The following is a 17,182-nucleotide window of genomic DNA, read 5'->3' as shown; positions in this document are numbered from 1 at the left end:
TCCTAGAGCGCCCCTGCCACCTCGAATGCCGCAACCGATAAGAAGCGCTTACCCATACCACGTAGAAGAATTAAGTGGAGCTTCAGGATGGTGATGCCGAGACTACCCCCATGACCTCACGACACCCCGCGCCCTTCGGCCGTGCCCTCTGCGCGATGATCACCCCCTTCACCGACGAGGGACTGCTGGACCTGGACGGTGCGCAGCGGCTGGCCGACCGGCTGGTCTCCGAGGGCTGCGACGGGCTGGTGCTCTCCGGGACGACCGGGGAGTCACCGACCACGACGGACGCCGAGAAGTCGGCGCTCGTACGGGCGGTGGCGGACGCCGTCGGGGACCGCGTCGCGATCGTCGCGGGCATCGGGACCGCCGACACCCGCCACACCGCCGAACTCGCGCTGGAGGCCGAAAAGGCGGGCGCGGACGGCCTGTTGGTGGTCACGCCGTACTACAGCAGGCCCCCGCAGGACGCCGTCGAGGCACACTTCCGCGCGATCGCCGACGCCTCAGGACTGCCGCTCGCTCTGTACGACATCCCCGGCCGCACGGGGACGCGTATCGAGCCGGAGACGATGCTGCGGCTCGCCGAGCATCCGCGGATCGTGGCGGTGAAGGACTGCGCGTACGACCTGCTCGGCACCCAGAAGGTGCTGGCCGCCACGGAGTTGGCGTACTACACGGGCTGCGACGAGTACGTGCTCGCGATGTACGCGATCGGCGGTGCCGGATACATCAGCACGGTGTCGAACGTGACCCCGCGTCACTTCCGGTCGATCCTGGACGCGTTCGACGCCGGCGATCCGGACGAGGCGGTCCGGCTGCAGCAACTCACCATCCCGCTCACGGAGTTGATGATGGCCTCCGGCCTGCCCGGCTCGGTGACGGCGAAGGCCCTGCTGGTCGCCCTCGGCCTGCCCGCCGGCCCGGTCCGGGCACCGCTGCGGCCCGCCGGCCGGGAGACGGTCGACGGGCTGCGGACGGCGTACGAGCGGCTGGTGGCCGCCTCGGCCGGTGTGTGATCGGAGCAGCCTGCTCAGCGTTCGGCGAAGATCGGCGTCCAGCGCCCGGCCGCGCCGTCGTTCCCCTTGCGGAAACCGCTCAGCGGGACGGTCTTGTCGCTGCCGATCGTGACGAGCACGAGCCGGTTGTGGAACTCGTTCGTACCGGGTGCGATGTCGAAGGCGATGAGCCGCTTGTTGTCGACCCAGGCGAGCAGCTGTTGTCCGGGGATCTTGTGGAGCCGCTTGCCGGTGTAGGGGTCGTTGATCTCGGAGGCGGTGGTCTTGGCACCGCCCGCGAAGTCGCCGGCGGCGAGCTTGCCGTCCGGGGACAGCCTTGCGTCGACGTACCAGTGCAGGTACTTCTCGTTCGCGGGCGTGGCGACCTCCTTGCCCTCGAAGTCGTAGTACTGCACGTTGGGTTCCATGGTGAGCCCCGAGTACACGAGCTCGGCGTCATCGCTGAAGGCGAAGTCCTGACGGGCGTTGAGGGAGGACCCGGGCATGTCCTCGTCGTCGTGGACCGTGACCTTGCTCCAGGACCCCTTGCCGGAGTCGACGTCGAGGACGTAGAAGCCGGTCCGGTACGACTCGCCCCACGGCGGCATCCAGTCGTTCTTCTTGCCGTCCCCGTCACTGTCGTTGGGCGCCAGCTTCTGCTGGTCGGGATTCTCGCTGTACGTCGTCGCGACGAGCTTGCTGCCGTCGGGCGAGAACTCGACGCCCGCGACACCGCGGTCGACCGGGATCCAGCGCTCGACCTCGCCGGTGAGCAGGTTCAGCAGGCCGATCCGCCTGGTCGGCAGCTTCTGCTCCAGGACGGCGGCGGTGCGCATGCCGGGAGCGACGTCGAGGATCGACCACTTGGTGGTCTTCACGTACTTGCCGGTCTCCTGGTCGAGGAGGTGGTAGGTGCGCCGGGTGACGCCCCGGTCCGCGGTCTCCTTGACGGTGCTGTGCGTGTAGTAGGCGGCCAGCGCGGTGTTGCCCGCCGCGATGAGGTCGCGCGGCGGTGTCTGGTCCGGGTGGGCGATGATGTCGCTCTGGTTCATCTGGCTGGCGAGCCGGGGCTCGTCCTTGCCGCCGTCCAGCATCGGTACCGCCACCCCGACGGCGACGGCGAGCGCGGTGGCCGCCGCGGCGCCGGTGATCGTACGGGTCCGGCGGCGGCGCCGGACGGCGAGGACGCGGCCCGCGAAGTCGGGCGGCGTGGTCATGGTGTCCGCGGCCTGCTCGTGCAGGGCGTCGCGCACCAGTTGATCCATGTTCACGGACGTACCTCCACCGGTGAGAAGTCGCGGGACGGGCTCTGTTCCGCGTCGGCGGGTCCCAGAGCGGCCAGTTCCGGCGCGAGAGCCCGCAGTTTGGCGAGCGAGCGGTGGGTGGTGGACCGCACCGTCCCCACCGAGCAGCCGAGGATCCGGGCCACGTCGGCCTCGGGCAGGTCCTCGAAGTAGCGCAGTACGAGCACGGTCCGCTGCCGGGCGGTCAGCCGTGCCAGCGCTCCGCGCATCACGATCCGCAGGTCGACCGCGGAGGCGGCGTCCGCAGTGGCCGTCCCGCCCGTCCCCTCGGGCGGTTCGGCGACCGTCAGCTCCCGTCTGCGCCACTTCAGCCGCCATCGGCTCACCTGCTGGCGGTACAGGATCTGCCGTACGTAGGCCTCCGGCTCGTCGATGCGCTGCCACCGGCCGGCCGCCTTGATCAACGCGCTCTGCAACAGGTCCTCGGCCGCGTGGCGGTCGCCGCCGCTGAGCAGCACGGCGGTCTTCAGCAGCGCCGATGACCGGTTCTCCACGAACTCCCGGAACCGCTCGTGCCCTTGGGCATCCATCGTCACCTTCTCTTCCCCAGCGGGCTCTCCCCCGCTCCCACCTGTACTGACGTCCCCGGCGGGCCCCCGCTATGCCTGACGGCACGAGGAATTCCTGCGGTCCGGTTGCGATGTGCGGGTGGGTGGGGGCTGGTCGCGCAGTTCCCCGCGCCCCTCAAAGACAAAAGCCAGGGGCGCAGCCCCGCTTTCAGGGGCGCGGGGAACTGCGCGAGCAACCCCCACCGGCCCGCACCTAACGCACCACGCCGAACACCCACCCACCCCAGGGGCGCGGGGAACTGCGCGACAAGCCCCCACTCACCCGCACCCGACATCCGACGCCCGAAACTACCGAGCGCCCTCCCACAACAAGTGGGAGGGCGCTCGGTTCACACGGACAGCGGAGCTCAGTTGTGGCTGTGGAGGACCTCGTTGAGGCCACCCCACACCGCGTTGTTCGGCCGCGCCTCCACCGTCCCGGTAACCGAGTTCCGCCGGAACAGAATGTTGGACGCACCGGACAGCTCACGTGCCTTGACGATCTGCCCGTCGGGCATCGTGACCCGCGTCCCGGCGGTGACGTACAGCCCGGCCTCGACGACACACTCGTCACCCAGGGCGATCCCGACACCCGCCTCCGCCCCGATCAGGCACCGCTCGCCGATCGTGATGCGGACGTTGCCGCCGCCGGACAGCGTGCCCATCGTGGAGGCGCCGCCGCCGATGTCCGAGCCGTCGCCGACCACGACGCCGGCGGAGATACGGCCCTCGACCATCGACGTGCCGAGCGTGCCGGCGTTGAAGTTCACGAAGCCCTCGTGCATGACCGTGGTGCCCTCGGCGAGGTGCGCGCCGAGGCGGACCCGGTCGGCGTCGGCGATGCGGACGCCCTTCGGCGCGACGTAGTCCGTCATGCGCGGGAACTTGTCGATGGACGTCACGGCCAGGTGGAGGCCCTCGGCGCGGGCGTTCAGCCGGACCTTCTCCACGTCGTCCACGGCGACCGGTCCGAGCGAGGTCCAGGCGACGTTGGCGAGGTGCGCGAACATGCCGTCCAGGCTCTGGCCGTGCGGCTTCACCAGCCGGTGCGAGAGCAGGTGGAGGCGCAGGTACACGTCGTGCGCGTCGAGCGGCTTCTCGTCGAGCGAGGCGATGACCGTGCGGACCGCGACCACTTCGACGCCACGGCGGGCGTCCGGGCCGATCGCCTTCACGGCGCCCTCGCCGAGCAGTTCCGCCGCGCGTTCGGCGGACAGCCGCTCGGAGCCGGAGGGGCCGGGCTCGGCGGCCAGTTCGGGGGCCGGGAACCAGGTGTCGAGGACAGTTCCGTCGGCGGCGAGCGTGGCAAGCCCGGCGGCGACGGCGCCGGTGGTGCGAGTAGCAGTCGTGTCGGTCATGAGGGAAACCTAACCGGCCGGGGCCCACGGGTGCCAACCAGTGCGCCCGGCGTCTCAGGTGCCGGGCGCACCGGGGCCGTCCGGCGGGGTCGTGTCGTACCGGAGGAACCCGGGCGTCCAGGTCAGGGCCGCTCGTCCTTCCTGTCGACCACCGCCACGGCCAGCCGGACCCCGCTGATGACGGCGTCCCCCTTCTTCCACTCGCCGCCGGCGCTCCGGGCCACCCACCGATGACCGCTGTACAGGTAGGTGCCCGGGTCCAGGAGGAGCTCGTCCCGGTTCGCCGTCGGGTCCTCGTTCCTGAGGTAGACCGCGATGGCGTCGCGTCCCGCCGCGTCCTGGACCTGCGCGGCCCGTACGCCGGGAATCGTGGCCAAGGCCCGGTAGACCTTGGCGAGGTCCTCGGCCTCGTACGCGTACGCCCGGCCGAGGACCGCGGTGAGGGCCCGGTACTCGTGTTCGGTGCGGGTCTCGGTCTTGTCGGTGGCGTAGAAGAACGCGCGCGCCTTCGCCCGTACCTTCTTCGGGTCGTCGGGCAGGCCCTTGAGGAACGCGTACTCCTCCCTCGGCGAGTGGTCGTCGCCCGCCTTCCCGTCCTCCATGGACGGGTCGGCGTACTTCATCCAGGTCTCGCTCGTCCCCGGCCGCGAGTCGTCCGTGAGGTTCACCTCGCCGGACTTGAGGTAGATCCACTGGCCGTCGCGGGCGGTGACCGAGGGACCGGCCGCGACCACGTCCGCGGCGTCGTTCAACAGGTCCTTCGCACTGCCCAGTTCCAGGAAGTACGTCGACCGCGCCCCCGGCAGCGTCTCGCGCCCCTCGCCGCCCAGGACCTGCGTGCCGAGCACCGCCGCCAGCGTGATCGCGGCCGCGGCCCCCACCGCGGCGAGCCGCCAGTCGGCGCGCGGCCCCCGGCTCCGGCGACCGCGCGCGGCCTCCCGCAGAAGCGCGTCACGCCCCGGGACGAGCCGTGTGCGCGGGGGCAGGGGTGTCTCGGCCCGCAGTTCGCGAACCGCGGTCATCTCGTCCACGTCAGACCACCTCCGGGGTGTCGGGCAGGAACGCGGGGTCCGCGCCCAGCGCCGTACGCACCTTGCGCCGGGCCCTGTTGAGCCGTGAGCGGACCGTCCCGACCGGGATGTCCAGGGCCTCGGCGACCTCCTGGTAGCTGAGGTCGGCCCAGGCGATGAGCAGCAGTACGTGCCGGTCTCCCGCGGGCAGCGCGGCGAGGGCTCCGGCGAGCGGTGCCTGCGCGGCGACCCGGCTGTCGGTCTCCTCGACCCAGGAAGCGGCGACGGGGTCGTGCCCGGTGCGGGCCAGCGCCTTGAGCGCCCGCACCTCGGCGCGGCGCTGTTTTCCGATGAGGTTGCCGGCGATGCCGTACAGCCAGGGGCGGGCGTTGGGGCGGGTCAGGTCGTAGCGGCCGCGGATGCGGAACGCCGTGAGGAAGGTGTCCGCCGTGATGTCGTCGGCGGCGCCGTCCCCGAGGCGCCGGGTCACATACCGGTGGATGTCGGGTGCGTGCCGGTCGTAGAGGCGGGCGAACAGCTCCGGTTCCTCCAGCGACCGGGCGACGACCTCAGCGTCGTCGTGCACCTCGGCCTCAGGTGCCGGTGGTCCGGTCACAGGTCCTCCCGCTGCTTCGTCGTGCCGAGCCTTTCACCCCTGTTCCCCACAGGGCCGCGAAAGGTTCACGCTCGACGGACAGGAGGATTCAGGGGATCACCCGTGCCAGCACCTCGCGCGTGTACGCCTCGTCGTACTCCGCTCCCGTCACCAGCACCTGCAGACAGATCCCGTCCATCACCGCGACGAGGGCCCGCGCGGTGACCGGGTCCGTGCGGCGGCCGATCCTCTCGGCGAGGTCCTGGCACCACTCGGCGGCGACGGGCCGCAGCGCGGGGCGGCGCAGGGCGGCGAGATAGAGCTCGTACTCCAGCTCCACGCTCGCGCGGTCGCCCCCCAGCCACTCGCCGAGGAGACCGGCGAGTTCACCGGCCGGATCGGCCCCGGTGTCCTCCAGCGCGCCGCGCGAGGCGACGACCTTCGCGAAGCCCTCGTTCGTCTGGCGCAGCGCGGCGACCATGAGCTCGTCGAGGGTCTTGAAGTGGTACGTCGTCGAGCCGAGCGGCACATCGGCCTCGGCGGCCACCGAGCGGTGGCTGAGCCCGCCGATACCCTTGTCGGCCACGACACGGATCGCCGCGTCGATGATCCGCTGCCGCCGCTCGGGGTCGTAGCGCCTGACCATCAGCGGGCTCCCGTCGGACGGCGCGAGCAGGCCCCCGCCGGACAGTGCCTCATCAGTGCGCCCCGCCCAGGTTCAGCACCACGACCCCGCCGATGATCAGCACGATCCCGGCGAACTTGGCGGTGTTCATGCCCTCGCCCAGGAACATCATCCCGATCGCCGCGACGGCCGCCGTGCCGATCCCCGCCCAGATCGCGTAGGCCGTGCCGACGGCGACGGTCTTCAGCGTCTGCGCGAGCAGCGCGAACGCGACGAGATAGCCGATCGCGGTCACCAGCGAGGGCCACAGCCTGCTGAAGCCGTCGCTGTACTTCATGGCGGTGGTGGCGGCCACCTCTGCGGCGATGGCTCCGGCGAGCAGCGCGTATCCCATGTGTACGAGTGTACGCATCGATGCGTACACTCGTACACAACCCCGGGAACCTCAGTCGAGAAGCGTCTTCTTCGGCCGCAGCACACAGAACTCGTTGCCCTCCGGATCGGCGAGGACGACCCAGGTGACGTCCTCGCCCTGGCCGACGTCCGCCCGCCGGGCGCCGAGCGCGAGGAGCCTGTCGACCTCGGCGTCCCGGTCGTCGGGAGTGAGGTCGATGTGCAGCCGGTTCTTGGCCTTCTTGCGCTCGCCGACCGGCACGAAGCAGATGCCGGGCAGGGCGCTCGGGTCGGCCCCGATGACGATCTCGCCCTCGGCCTCGAACAGCACCCGCCAGTCGAGGACCTGACACCAGAAGTGGGCCAGTGACGGCAGATCGTGGGCATCGACGACGACTTGATACCAGGAGACAGCCATACGCCGCAGTCTCCCTCCGCGCACCGGACGCCGCCACCGAGCCACTGTGCGAATGTGCGCGGCGGACCGTGCCCGTTTGCTCATTTTCCTTATGGCACACGGGAGTTACCGACAGTTACAGTGCGGCACTCCGCACCCGCCGTCGTCCCGATGGAGAGACCATGAGCACAGGAGTCCCCCGCCCCCGCGGCCGGTGGCTGCGCGCCCTGACCGCCGGAGCGCTCGGCGCGGCCGCGCTCACCGCGATGCCCTCCGCGGACGGAGCACCTGCCGGCGCCGAGGCCGCCCGCACCGAGACCCCGGTGGCCTCGGCCTCCCCGGTCGCCGGCATCACCGAGACCGTGGTCTCCGTACGGATCCCGCTGCCCGCCTCGGTCGGCAGCCACCCGGCGCGCTGCGACCGGCTGTCGTATCTGCGCTACCGCTCCTCCCAGGGACCGTCGAAGTCCGCCGACGCCGACCGGATCCTGGTCGCCCAGCCCGGCATCCTGGAGGGCGCGGGCGCCTTCGACAGCGTGGCCCGCAACACGGTGAGGGCGGCCGCCGAGAAGGGCGAGCACATCGAGTTCTGGGCCCTGGACCGGCGCTCCAACTGCCTTGAGGACAACGCCGGAATCTCAACGGGCAGCGCCGCCAAGGCCGTTGGCTACTACTACGAGGGCGAGAAGGTCGACGGACGCTCCTTCGACGGCTTTCTGACGAGCGATCAGACGGGCTGGCTGGCCGAGGTCGGTCTGAAGCGCACGGTCCGCGACCAGTACGACCTGCTGTCCGCCGAACTGCCCGACCAGAAGCTGCGCAAGGAGAAGGTGATGTGCGGCGGGCACTCGCTCGGCGGCGTCCTCACCGGCGTCTTCGCCACCTGGGACTTCGACGGGAACCCCGCGACGACGGCGGACGCGGGCTTCAACCAGTGCGCGGGCTACTTCGCCCTGGACACGACGATCGCCACCAATCTCGATGACCTGAACGGCACTTCGGGCACCCTCAACGGCGGCCTGCTGCCCAAGGGCACGGTCCCGGAGACGGGCCTCGGCTACACCGTCGTACAGGCCGGTCTGCGCAGCGGTGTCCTGCCCCGCTTCCTCGCGCTCCCCGCGGTGATCAACCCCGAGATCATGAACGTCCTCGCGATCAGCGGCCTCGCCGCACGCACCGCGCCCGACGCCCGGTCCACGCTCCAGGAGGACCTCCCGTCGAACGCCAACATCGAGACGACGTCCCGCACGATGTTCTCCAAGGACGCGGCCGTCTTCCTGTCCGGCAAGCCCACGATCCGCGACTTCCGGCTCACCAACGCGGCGGTCCTCGGCGCCTTCATGGACGACAACTCGGCCCCGTTGTCCTTCATCCAGACCAGCGTGGGCCTCTTCGACGGCGGCCGCCTCGTGGACAAGAACTTCCCTGTCTCGAACGACGTACAAGGCTCACCGGCCCTGTTCGGTACGGAGCTGAAGGCGATCCCGGACCAGCCGGCCGGCCCGCTCTACACCTGGCGGAACTTCGACCGGATCGGCGCCCCGGACGACCCGGTCCACCGCTCTGCCGACGGCACGCCGTTCACGACGGCCGCCAAGGAGGTCTCGGACATCGGGGAGCTGGCCCGCAGCCTCTCCGAGCAGCCGCTGGACTTCACCGAGGACTACTTCCCGACGAAGCTGGTCACCGACCTCTCCCTGGTCGACGACGCGCGGATCGCCCGGAACATGGCGCACCCCGGCGGTCTGACCGCGAACCCCACGATCACCTTCGTCGCGGGCGACGGGATCCTCGCGGACCACATCCCCGCGGACAAGAACCCCGTGGTGCTGCCCGGTTACCAGCACCTGGACGTGCTCACGGCGGCTCCGGTCCAGAACGGCGGAGCCCGCGAACGGATCGCCACGCTCCTGTCGGCCTTCGCGAAGCGTTAGGCCCTGAGAGGAACTTCCGGCCCGCCGGACGAGCCGGCGGCTCGGCGCCCGGACTCCCCGCCCCGGGCGCCGAGATCGCCTCCGCCACGGCCCTGATCTCGAATCCTTAAGTCTTGAACTATCTTTCCCCGGGCGCCCGGAGTGGACGATCACCGCCAACCGGCCGCCGAACCCCTGGCGTTCCCGGCAGAAACCGCTCTCAGAAACGCTACTCGGGGGCCACAAGTTCCACTAATGTTCCCCTCGTCGCGCACGCGGATCCTCCGGCCACAGCCGTCTCGCGTGTCCGCGGCCTCCGCCTCCTCTTGTGCCACGACCCACATGACCGATCCGCGTCCGCCTTCGGCGACGCTGGGGGAACCTCGCATGCCAGAAAGAACTCCCGGGTCCGCTCCCGACCCGTCCGCCCGCCCCGCGAAGGTGTGGGAGACCGGCGAAACCCTGGACGAGTCACGCGTACCCGGAACCCGCAGGCTCTGGCTGGCGGGAGCACTCCTCGTGGCGGTTCTCGCCTCCACCGTGACAGCCGTCGTCGTGCTGGACGACGACCCGGACACCTCGGCCAAGGACAAGACCGAGAACACCACCTCCTCGGCGAACGAGCCGCTCATACCCAACCAACCCCCCGCCACCGCGCCCAGCGGGAAGAGCGGCCTCGCCGCCCCCGACTCCTCCGATTCCGCCGCGGACGGTTCCGCCTCGCCCGAGGCCCAGCAACAGGGCGGCACAAAGCCGGACTCGGCCTCGCGGCCCTCCAAGTCCGCCTCCGCCAAGCCGCCGTCCAAGCCCGCCTCCTCGGGGAAGTCCGTCCAGGCGGTCAACTACCCCGACCGCTACTGGCACCTCGACGACGACTCGGTGCGACTCGACCAGGTGGGCTCCGGCAGCTCGTCGCGGACCAGGGACGAGGCCACCTTCAAGGTCGTCCCCGGTATCGCCGACTCCAGCTGCGTGTCCTTCTCCCTGGGCGACAGCCGCTATCTGCGCCACTACCAGTTCCGGCTGCGCGCCGACCGCCACAACGGCTCCGAGCTCTTCAAGCAGGACGCCACGTTCTGCCCCCGCCCGACGTCCTTCAACGACGCGGTCATGCTGGAGTCGTACAACTACCGCGGCCGGTTCCTGCGCCACCGCAATTTCCAGGTCCGCCTGGAATCGTTCGAGAACAGCCACCTCTACCGGGCGGACACGGCGTTCAGGCTCGTGAAGGGCCTGGGCTGAGCGACTCCCCGGCAGCCAGGGTCGGCCGACCCTGGCTCCGACCCGGACGACATACGAACGCGGCCCCCGGCATCATGCCGGGGGCCGCACACGTACAACTCGGAATCAGACGTTGAAGCCCAGCGCGCGAAGCTGGTCGCGGCCGTCGTCCGTGATCTTGTCGGGGCCCCACGGCGGCATCCACACCCAGTTGATGCGGAGCTCGTTCACGAGGCCGTCCGTGGCGGACTTGGCCTGGTCCTCGATGACGTCGGTGAGCGGACAGGCCGCCGACGTCAGGGTCATGTCGATCGTCGCGATGTTCGCGTCGTCGATGTGAATGCCGTAGATCAGCCCGAGATTGACGACGTCGATGCCCAGTTCCGGGTCGACGACGTCGTACAGGGCCTCGCGGACTTCTTCCTCCGAGGCCGGTTTCATCTCGATGGTCTCGCTCATGCCGTCTTCCTTTCGGCGTCGCCCTCGCCCAGGGCCTGGGCTGTCGCGTCCTTCCAGGCCATCCAGCTCAGCAACGCGCACTTCACGCGGGCCGGGTACTTGGAGACTCCCGCGAACGCGACCGCGTCCTCCAGGATCTCCTCCATCGCGTCGTCCGGCTCGATACGGCCCTTGGACTGCATCAGCTCCAGGAAGGTCTCCTGGATCTTCTGCGCCGCGGCCAGGTCCTTGCCGACGAGCAGCTCGTTCAGCACGGAGGCCGAGGCCTGGCTGATGGAGCAGCCCTGGCCCTCGTACGAGACGTCGCTGATCTTCGTGCCGTCGTACTTCACGCGCAGCGTGATCTCGTCGCCGCACGTCGGGTTGACGTGGTGCACCTCGGCGTCGCCATCTCGAAGACCGCGCCCGTGCGGGTGCTTGTAGTGGTCCAGGATGACTTCCTGGTACATCGAATCAAGCCTCACGACTCAGCCAGCTCCTCAGCCGAAGAAGTTCCGTACGTGCTCCAGGCCATCGACCAGAGCGTCGATCTCGGTCGGCGTGGAGTACAGATAGAACGACGCTCGCGTGGTCGCAGGAATTCCGTACCGCAGGCAGACAGGCCGTGCGCAGTGGTGACCCACGCGCACCGCGATGCCCTGCTCGTCGAGAACCTGGCCCACGTCGTGCGGGTGGATGTCACCCAGCGTGAACGAAATCGCCGCGCCGCGGTCCTCGGCCGTCGTCGGGCCGATGATCCGCAGGTCCGGGACCTCGCCGAGCCTCTTCACCGCGTACTCGGTGAGCGCGTGCTCATGGGCGAGGATCTTGTCCATGCCGATCGCGGAGAGATAGTCGATCGCCGCGCCCAGCCCGACCGCCTGCGCGATCGGCGGGGTGCCCGCCTCGAACTTGTGCGGGGCGGGAGCGTACGTCGACGAGTGCATCGACACGGTCTCGATCATCTCGCCGCCGCCGAGGAACGGAGGCAGGTCCTCGAGGAGCTCCTGACGGCCCCAGAGGACGCCGATGCCGGTCGGGCCGCACATCTTGTGGCCGGTGAAGGCCACGAAGTCGGCCTGCAGGGCCTGTACGTCCATCGGCATGTGCGGGGCGGCCTGCGAGGCGTCGATGCAGACCAGCGCGCCGACCTCCTGCGCACGGCGCACTATCGCCTCGACCGGGTTGACCGTGCCCAGGATGTTCGACACAAGCACGAAGGAGACGATCTTCGTCTTCTCGGTGATGATCTCGTCGATGTTGGACAGGTCGAGCCGGCCGTCGTCGGTCAGGCCGAACCACTTCAGCTTCGCGCCCGTGCGCTGCGCCAGCAGCTGCCACGGCACGATGTTGGAGTGGTGCTCCATCTCCGTGATGACGATCTCGGTCTCGTGGTCCACGCGGTAGGGCTCGTCGGCCCAGCCGAGCATGTTGGCCACGAGGTTGAGCGACTCGGAGGCGTTCTTCGTGAAGATCACCTCGTCGCGGCTCGGCGCGTTGATGAACGCGGCGACCTTGTCGCGCGCGCCCTCGTACAGCGCCGTGGCCTCCTCCGCGAGCACATGCACACCGCGGTGGACGTTGGCGTTGTAGCGCTCGTAGTACTCGTTCAGGGCGTCCAGTACCTGGCGCGGCTTCTGCGAGGTCGCCGCGTTGTCCAGGTACACGAGCTTCTTACCGTCGTGGACCGTGCGGTCCAGGATGGGGAAGTCCTTGCGGATCGCCTCGTCAAGTAGCTGGGATGTACCCGTGAGGAGGCCCGGCAGCTGTGTCACGCGGATGCGCCACCCTTCACGTACTTGTCGTAGCCCTCGGCCTCGAGCTGGTCGGCGAGCTCCGGGCCGCCGGACTCGGCGATGCGGCCGTTCGCGAACACGTGCACGTGGTCGGGCTTGATGTAGCGCAGGATGCGCGTGTAGTGCGTGATCAGCAGGGTGCCGACCTCGCCGGACTCGCGGACCCGGTTGACGCCCTCGGAGACGACGCGCAGGGCGTCGACGTCCAGGCCGGAGTCGGTCTCGTCGAGAATCGCGATCTTCGGCTTGAGGAGCTCCAGCTGGAGGATCTCGTGGCGCTTCTTCTCGCCGCCGGAGAAGCCCTCGTTCACGTTGCGCTCGGCGAAGGCCGGGTCCATGTTGAGGCGCTCCATGGCCCCCTTGACCTCCTTCACCCAGGTGCGCAGCTTGGGGGCCTCGCCGCGGATCGCGGTGGCGGACGTGCGGAGGAAGTTGGACACCGAGACGCCGGGGACCTCGACCGGGTACTGCATCGCGAGGAAGAGGCCGGCGCGGGCGCGCTCGTCGACGGACATCTCCAGGACGTCCTCGCCGTCGAGGGTGACGGTGCCGCCGGTGATCGTGTACTTCGGGTGGCCCGCGAGCGAGTAGGCGAGCGTCGACTTGCCGGAGCCGTTCGGGCCCATGATGGCGTGCGTCTCGCCCTGCTTCACGGTGAGGTCGACGCCCTTGAGGATCTCCTTCGTGGCGTTGTCGGCCTCGACGGTGACGTGCAGGTCGTGGATTTCAAGCGTTGCCATGGGTTCCTCAGGACTCCTGGGTGAGGGAGACGAGCACGTCGTCTCCTTCGATCTTTACGGGGTATACGGGGACGGGGCGCGTCGCGGGAAGGCCGGACGGCTTGCCGGTTCTGAGGTCGAACGCGGAGCCGTGCAGCCAGCACTCGATCTGACAGTCCTCCACCTCGCCCTCGGAGAGCGAGACGTTCGCGTGCGAGCAGATGTCGTTGATCGCGAACACCTCCCCCTCGGTCTTCACGACCGAGACCGGCGTGCCGTCGAGCTCCACCCGCTTCGGGGTGTCGTCCTCCAGCTCGCTCAGCCCACAGGCGCGTACGAACGTCGACGAGGCAGTCATCAGACCGACGCCTCCAGCTCCTCGTCGATCCTGGCGAGAAGGCGCTCCTGGATGTCGGCGACGCGGATCTGCTGGACCAGTTCGGCGAAGAAGCCGCGGACCACCAGACGACGGGCCTCGTCGGCCGGGATGCCGCGGGCCATCAGGTAGAAGAGCTGCTCGTCGTCGAAGCGGCCGGTCGCCGAGGCGTGTCCGGCGCCGACGATCTCGCCGGTCTCGATCTCCAGGTTCGGCACGGAGTCGACACGGGCGCCGTCGGTCAGAACCAGGTTCCGGTTCATCTCGTACGTGTCCGTGCCCTCGGCCGTGGCCTCGATGAGGACGTCGCCGATCCACACCGCATGGGCGCCGTCGCCCTGGAGCGCGCCCTTGTAGGCCACGTTCGACTTGCAGTGCGGGGTGTTGTGGTCGACCAGGAGGCGGTGCTCCTGGTGCTGGCCGGCGTCCGTGAAGTACAGGCCGAAGAGCTCGGCCTCGCCGCCGGGGCCGGCGTAGGCGACCCGCGGGTGGAGGCGTACCAGGTCGCCGCCGAAGGTGACCACGAAGGACTTGAAGGTGGCGTCGCGGCCGATCAGCGCGTTGTGCTGGCCGACGTGGACGGCCTTGTCGTCCCAGTCCTGGACGGAGACGACGGTCAGCCTGGCGCCGTCACCGAGGACGTAGTCGACGTTGGCTGCGAGCACGGCGTCACCGGTGTGGTCGATGACGACGACGGCCTCGGCGAAGGCTCCGAGCTCCACGACCTGGTGGCCGTAGGCGACGCCGCCCTCGCCGTGCACGGCGATACGGATCGGCTCGGTGAGGACCGTCTCCTTGGGGACGGTGATCACGCCGGCCTGCTCGAACGCCGAGTAGGCCTGGGCGGCGACGCGGTCGACCGGGGTGGCCCGGCCGAGCCGGGCGTCGTCACGGCCGACGGTCTCGACCGTGACGCCCTCGGGCGCGTCGATGGCGACCTTCACGCCGACGCCGGTCGCGACCGCGGTGCCGTCGTGCAGCCCGCGCAGGCGCTCCAGCGGGGTGAACCGCCACTCCTCCTCACGGCCGTGCGGGACCGGGAAGTCCTGCACGTCGAAGGAGGGCGGCGCGCTCATGCGCGTGGCGACGGTCGACTCTGCGGCCACCGCGATCGATCCGGCGGTGGTGGAGGACCCCACCGTGGAGTTCTGAGCCTCAGCCATGGCTGTCGTAGTGCTCGCTTTCTATTACGATCCTCGGCTCGTCCCTCAAGACGCGCCGCCTGCTGCCTGGACGCAAGGGTGCGTCAGCCGACCGCGCCCTCCATCTGCAGCTCGATCAGCCGGTTGAGCTCAAGGGCGTACTCCATGGGGAGCTCCTTCGCGATGGGCTCGACGAAGCCGCGCACGATCATCGCCATCGCCTCGAACTCGGTCATGCCGCGGCTCATCAGGTAGAAGAGCTGGTCGTCACTGACCTTGGAGACGGTGGCCTCGTGGCCCATGGACACGTCGTCCTCGCGGACGTCCACGTAGGGGTACGTGTCGGAGCGGGAGATGGTGTCGACGAGCAGCGCGTCGCACAGCACGTTCGACTTGGAGCCGTGGGCGCCCTCGCCGATCTCGACGAGACCGCGGTAGGACGTACGGCCGCCACCACGTGCCACGGACTTCGACACGATGTTGGAGGAGGTGTTCGGCGCCATGTGGACCATCTTGGAGCCGGCGTCCTGGTGCTGGCCCTCGCCCGCGAAGGCGATGGACAGGGTCTCGCCCTTGGCGTGCTCGCCCATCAGGTAGACGGCCGGGTACTTCATGGTGACCTTGGAGCCGATGTTGCCGTCGACCCACTCCATGGTCGCGCCCTCGTACGCCACGGCGCGCTTGGTGACCAGGTTGTAGACGTTGTTCGACCAGTTCTGGATGGTCGTGTAGCGGCAGCGGCCACCCTTCTTCACGATGATCTCGACGACCGCGGAGTGCAGCGAGTCCGACTTGTAGATCGGGGCCGTGCAGCCCTCGACGTAGTGCACGTAGGCACCCTCGTCGACGATGATCAGGGTCCGCTCGAACTGGCCCATGTTCTCCGTGTTGATACGGAAGTAGGCCTGGAGCGGGATCTCCACGTGCACGCCCTTCGGCACGTAGATGAACGAGCCGCCGGACCACACCGCGGAGTTCAGCGACGCGAACTTGTTGTCGCCGACCGGGATGACCGTGCCGAAGTACTCCTTGAAGAGCTCCGGGTGCTCCTTCAACGCCGTGTCGGTGTCCATGAAGATGACACCCTGCGCCTCGAGCTCCTCATTGATCTGGTGATAGACGACCTCGGACTCGTACTGGGCCGCGACACCGGCGACGAGGCGCTGCTTCTCCGCCTCGGGGATGCCGAGCTTGTCGTACGTGCTCTTGATGTCCTCGGGCAGGTCCTCCCAGGACTGTGCCTGCTTCTCCGTGGAGCGCACGAAGTACTTGATGTTGTCGAAGTCGATGCCCGAGAGGTCGGAGCCCCAGTTCGGCATGGGCTTCTTGTCGAACAGGCGCAGGCCCTTGAGACGGAGCTTGGTCATCCACTCCGGCTCGCTCTTCTTCGCGGAGATGTCCCGGACGACGGCCTCATTGATGCCGCGCTTGGCAGAGGCACCGGCCACGTCGGAGTCGGCCCAGCCGTATTCGTACGTACCCAGACCCTCGAGCTCGGGGTGGGCAGTCTCCTCAATGGGGAGCGTCATGCGGGGTTCCTCCCGGCGGTACTTGCAGATGCGTCATGGCCGTGAAAATCGTGCTTGGAAATCTTTGGGATGAAGGTGGTGCAGACACCGTCGCCGTGGGCGATGGTGGCCAGCCGCTGGACATGCGTGCCGAGCAGCTGGGAGAAGATCTCGGTCTCCGCCTCGCAGAGCTGCGGAAACTGTTCGGCGACATGGGCGACCGGGCAGTGGTGCTGGCAGAGCTGCTCGCCGACCGGTGCGCTGCGCGCCGTAGCAGCGTACCCGTCCGCGCTCAGGGCCTTGGCCAGGGCTTCGGCGCGCTTTTCCGGCGCGGCGGCCTCGACGGCCTTGCGGTACGTGTCGGCCTGGGCCGCCATACGGGCGCGGGCGAAGGCCACGAGGGCCTCGTCCCCGCCCTCGCGCTCCGCGATCCAGCGCAGGGCGTCGGCGGCGAGCTTGTCGTAGGACTGGTCGAAGGCGTCCCGGCCGCAGTCGGTCAGGGCGAACACCTTGGCGGGCCGCCCGCGCGTACGAGCGCCGTAGACCCGCTGCTCGCGGGCCTCCACCACGTCGTCCGAGACGAGCGCGTCCAGGTGCCGTCGCACGGCGGCCTGGGTGAGGCCCAGCCGTCCCGCGAGGTCGGTCACGGTCGACGGGCCGTGGTCCAGGATGGACCGCGCGACACGGTTGCGCGTCGAGCGCTCACCGGTCGCGAGTTCCTCCTGCGGGGCCTCGCCAACGTTTTTCACAACGCCATTGTTGCGTAATTCCTCAGAGACTGACAAGCCGCGTCCACGCCACCGGGGGTGCGGTGCATCACTTAGGTAAACCTAATCTGACC

General features: G+C 69.4%; 19 protein-coding genes. 3 read left to right on the top strand and 16 right to left on the bottom strand.

Translation table 11 applies throughout. The features are described 5' to 3' along the window. Positions 1-110 precede the first annotated feature (110 nt). Positions 111-1,019 carry a 4-hydroxy-tetrahydrodipicolinate synthase gene (gene dapA / locus OG718_RS40010; RefSeq protein WP_143637330.1) on the top strand — a complete coding sequence of 303 codons (909 nt, stop codon included), beginning with the start codon at positions 111-113 and terminating at the stop codon, positions 1,017-1,019. Positions 1,020-1,033: 14 nt separating this feature from the next. Here the strand turns inward: dapA and OG718_RS40005 are convergent, their stop codons facing one another. From OG718_RS40005 to OG718_RS39970, 8 genes are all read right to left on the bottom strand, one after another. Continuing rightward, positions 1,034-2,269 carry a WD40 repeat domain-containing protein gene (locus OG718_RS40005; protein ID WP_328846502.1) on the bottom strand — a complete coding sequence of 412 codons (1,236 nt, stop codon included), beginning with the start codon at positions 2,267-2,269 and terminating at the stop codon, positions 1,034-1,036. After that, entirely contained in the window at positions 2,266-2,832 is a 567-nt protein-coding gene (locus OG718_RS40000) for a SigE family RNA polymerase sigma factor (protein WP_143637335.1), read from the bottom strand. Before OG718_RS40000 ends, OG718_RS40005 begins: the two co-directional genes overlap by 4 nt. 386 nt (positions 2,833-3,218) lie before the next feature. Then, entirely contained in the window at positions 3,219-4,208 is a 990-nt protein-coding gene (gene dapD / locus OG718_RS39995; protein ID WP_143637339.1) for a 2,3,4,5-tetrahydropyridine-2,6-dicarboxylate N-succinyltransferase, read from the bottom strand. 122 nt (positions 4,209-4,330) lie between these two features. Further along, positions 4,331-5,230, bottom strand: coding sequence for a CU044_5270 family protein (locus tag OG718_RS39990; RefSeq protein ID WP_260695231.1), 900 nt, complete (start codon positions 5,228-5,230; stop codon positions 4,331-4,333). A 10-nt stretch (positions 5,231-5,240) separates the two neighbouring features. Then, complete coding sequence (locus OG718_RS39985) at positions 5,241-5,834, bottom strand: RNA polymerase sigma factor (protein ID WP_143637344.1); 594 nt, start codon at positions 5,832-5,834, stop codon at positions 5,241-5,243. An 88-nt stretch (positions 5,835-5,922) separates the two neighbouring features. Further along, positions 5,923-6,459 (bottom strand): TetR/AcrR family transcriptional regulator, encoded by a 537-nt coding sequence (locus tag OG718_RS39980; protein WP_143637346.1) that lies wholly within the window; start codon positions 6,457-6,459, stop codon positions 5,923-5,925. A gap of 52 nt (positions 6,460-6,511) precedes the next feature. Continuing rightward, positions 6,512-6,832, bottom strand: a complete 321-nt coding sequence (locus tag OG718_RS39975) for a DMT family transporter (protein WP_143637349.1) — start codon at positions 6,830-6,832, stop codon at positions 6,512-6,514. A gap of 51 nt (positions 6,833-6,883) precedes the next feature. After that, a complete protein-coding gene (locus OG718_RS39970; protein ID WP_328846501.1) occupies positions 6,884-7,249 on the bottom strand; it encodes a VOC family protein in 366 nt (121 codons plus the stop codon). Between the two features lie 161 nt (positions 7,250-7,410). Here OG718_RS39970 and OG718_RS39965 point away from each other — a divergent pair, with 161 nt between their 5' ends. Beyond that, on the top strand, positions 7,411-9,162 hold the full coding sequence (locus tag OG718_RS39965) for a hypothetical protein (RefSeq protein WP_328846500.1): 1,752 nt from the start codon (positions 7,411-7,413) through the stop codon (positions 9,160-9,162). A 366-nt stretch (positions 9,163-9,528) separates the two neighbouring features. Next, positions 9,529-10,383, top strand: a complete 855-nt coding sequence (locus OG718_RS39960) for an AbfB domain-containing protein (RefSeq protein WP_143637357.1) — start codon at positions 9,529-9,531, stop codon at positions 10,381-10,383. A gap of 105 nt (positions 10,384-10,488) precedes the next feature. On the opposite strand, the gene OG718_RS39955 is transcribed toward OG718_RS39960, so the two are convergent. The 8 genes from OG718_RS39955 to OG718_RS39920 all read right to left on the bottom strand — a co-directional run bounded on the left by OG718_RS39955 (position 10,489) and on the right by OG718_RS39920 (position 17,090). Beyond that, the gene (locus tag OG718_RS39955) at positions 10,489-10,821 is read right to left on the bottom strand and encodes a metal-sulfur cluster assembly factor (RefSeq protein ID WP_055610947.1); all 333 of its coding nucleotides are present in this window, start codon (positions 10,819-10,821) and stop codon (positions 10,489-10,491) included. After that, on the bottom strand, positions 10,818-11,285 hold the full coding sequence (gene sufU / locus OG718_RS39950) for a Fe-S cluster assembly sulfur transfer protein SufU (RefSeq protein ID WP_306940616.1): 468 nt from the start codon (positions 11,283-11,285) through the stop codon (positions 10,818-10,820). Before sufU ends, OG718_RS39955 begins: the two co-directional genes overlap by 4 nt. 15 nt (positions 11,286-11,300) lie before the next feature. Further along, complete coding sequence (locus OG718_RS39945) at positions 11,301-12,575, bottom strand: cysteine desulfurase (RefSeq protein WP_143637363.1); 1,275 nt, start codon at positions 12,573-12,575, stop codon at positions 11,301-11,303. Next, complete coding sequence (gene sufC / locus OG718_RS39940) at positions 12,572-13,336, bottom strand: Fe-S cluster assembly ATPase SufC (protein ID WP_143637367.1); 765 nt, start codon at positions 13,334-13,336, stop codon at positions 12,572-12,574. Before sufC ends, OG718_RS39945 begins: the two co-directional genes overlap by 4 nt. Before the next feature lie 7 nt (positions 13,337-13,343). Then, complete coding sequence (locus tag OG718_RS39935; protein WP_143637369.1) at positions 13,344-13,673, bottom strand: non-heme iron oxygenase ferredoxin subunit; 330 nt, start codon at positions 13,671-13,673, stop codon at positions 13,344-13,346. Continuing rightward, entirely contained in the window at positions 13,673-14,854 is a 1,182-nt protein-coding gene (sufD, locus tag OG718_RS39930; protein WP_143637371.1) for a Fe-S cluster assembly protein SufD, read from the bottom strand. The genes OG718_RS39935 and sufD overlap by 1 nt, the downstream gene beginning before the upstream one ends. A gap of 83 nt (positions 14,855-14,937) precedes the next feature. Next, the gene (sufB, locus tag OG718_RS39925; RefSeq protein WP_143637374.1) at positions 14,938-16,362 is read right to left on the bottom strand and encodes a Fe-S cluster assembly protein SufB; all 1,425 of its coding nucleotides are present in this window, start codon (positions 16,360-16,362) and stop codon (positions 14,938-14,940) included. Beyond that, the gene (locus tag OG718_RS39920) at positions 16,359-17,090 is read right to left on the bottom strand and encodes a helix-turn-helix transcriptional regulator (RefSeq protein ID WP_143637377.1); all 732 of its coding nucleotides are present in this window, start codon (positions 17,088-17,090) and stop codon (positions 16,359-16,361) included. The genes sufB and OG718_RS39920 overlap by 4 nt, the downstream gene beginning before the upstream one ends. Positions 17,091-17,182 lie beyond the last annotated feature (92 nt).

Origin of the sequence: Streptomyces sp. NBC_00258, from assembly GCF_036182465.1 — a bacterium.
Lineage (GTDB): Bacteria > Actinomycetota > Actinomycetes > Streptomycetales > Streptomycetaceae > Streptomyces.
This window is presented reverse-complemented; position numbering and strand designations above follow the sequence as displayed.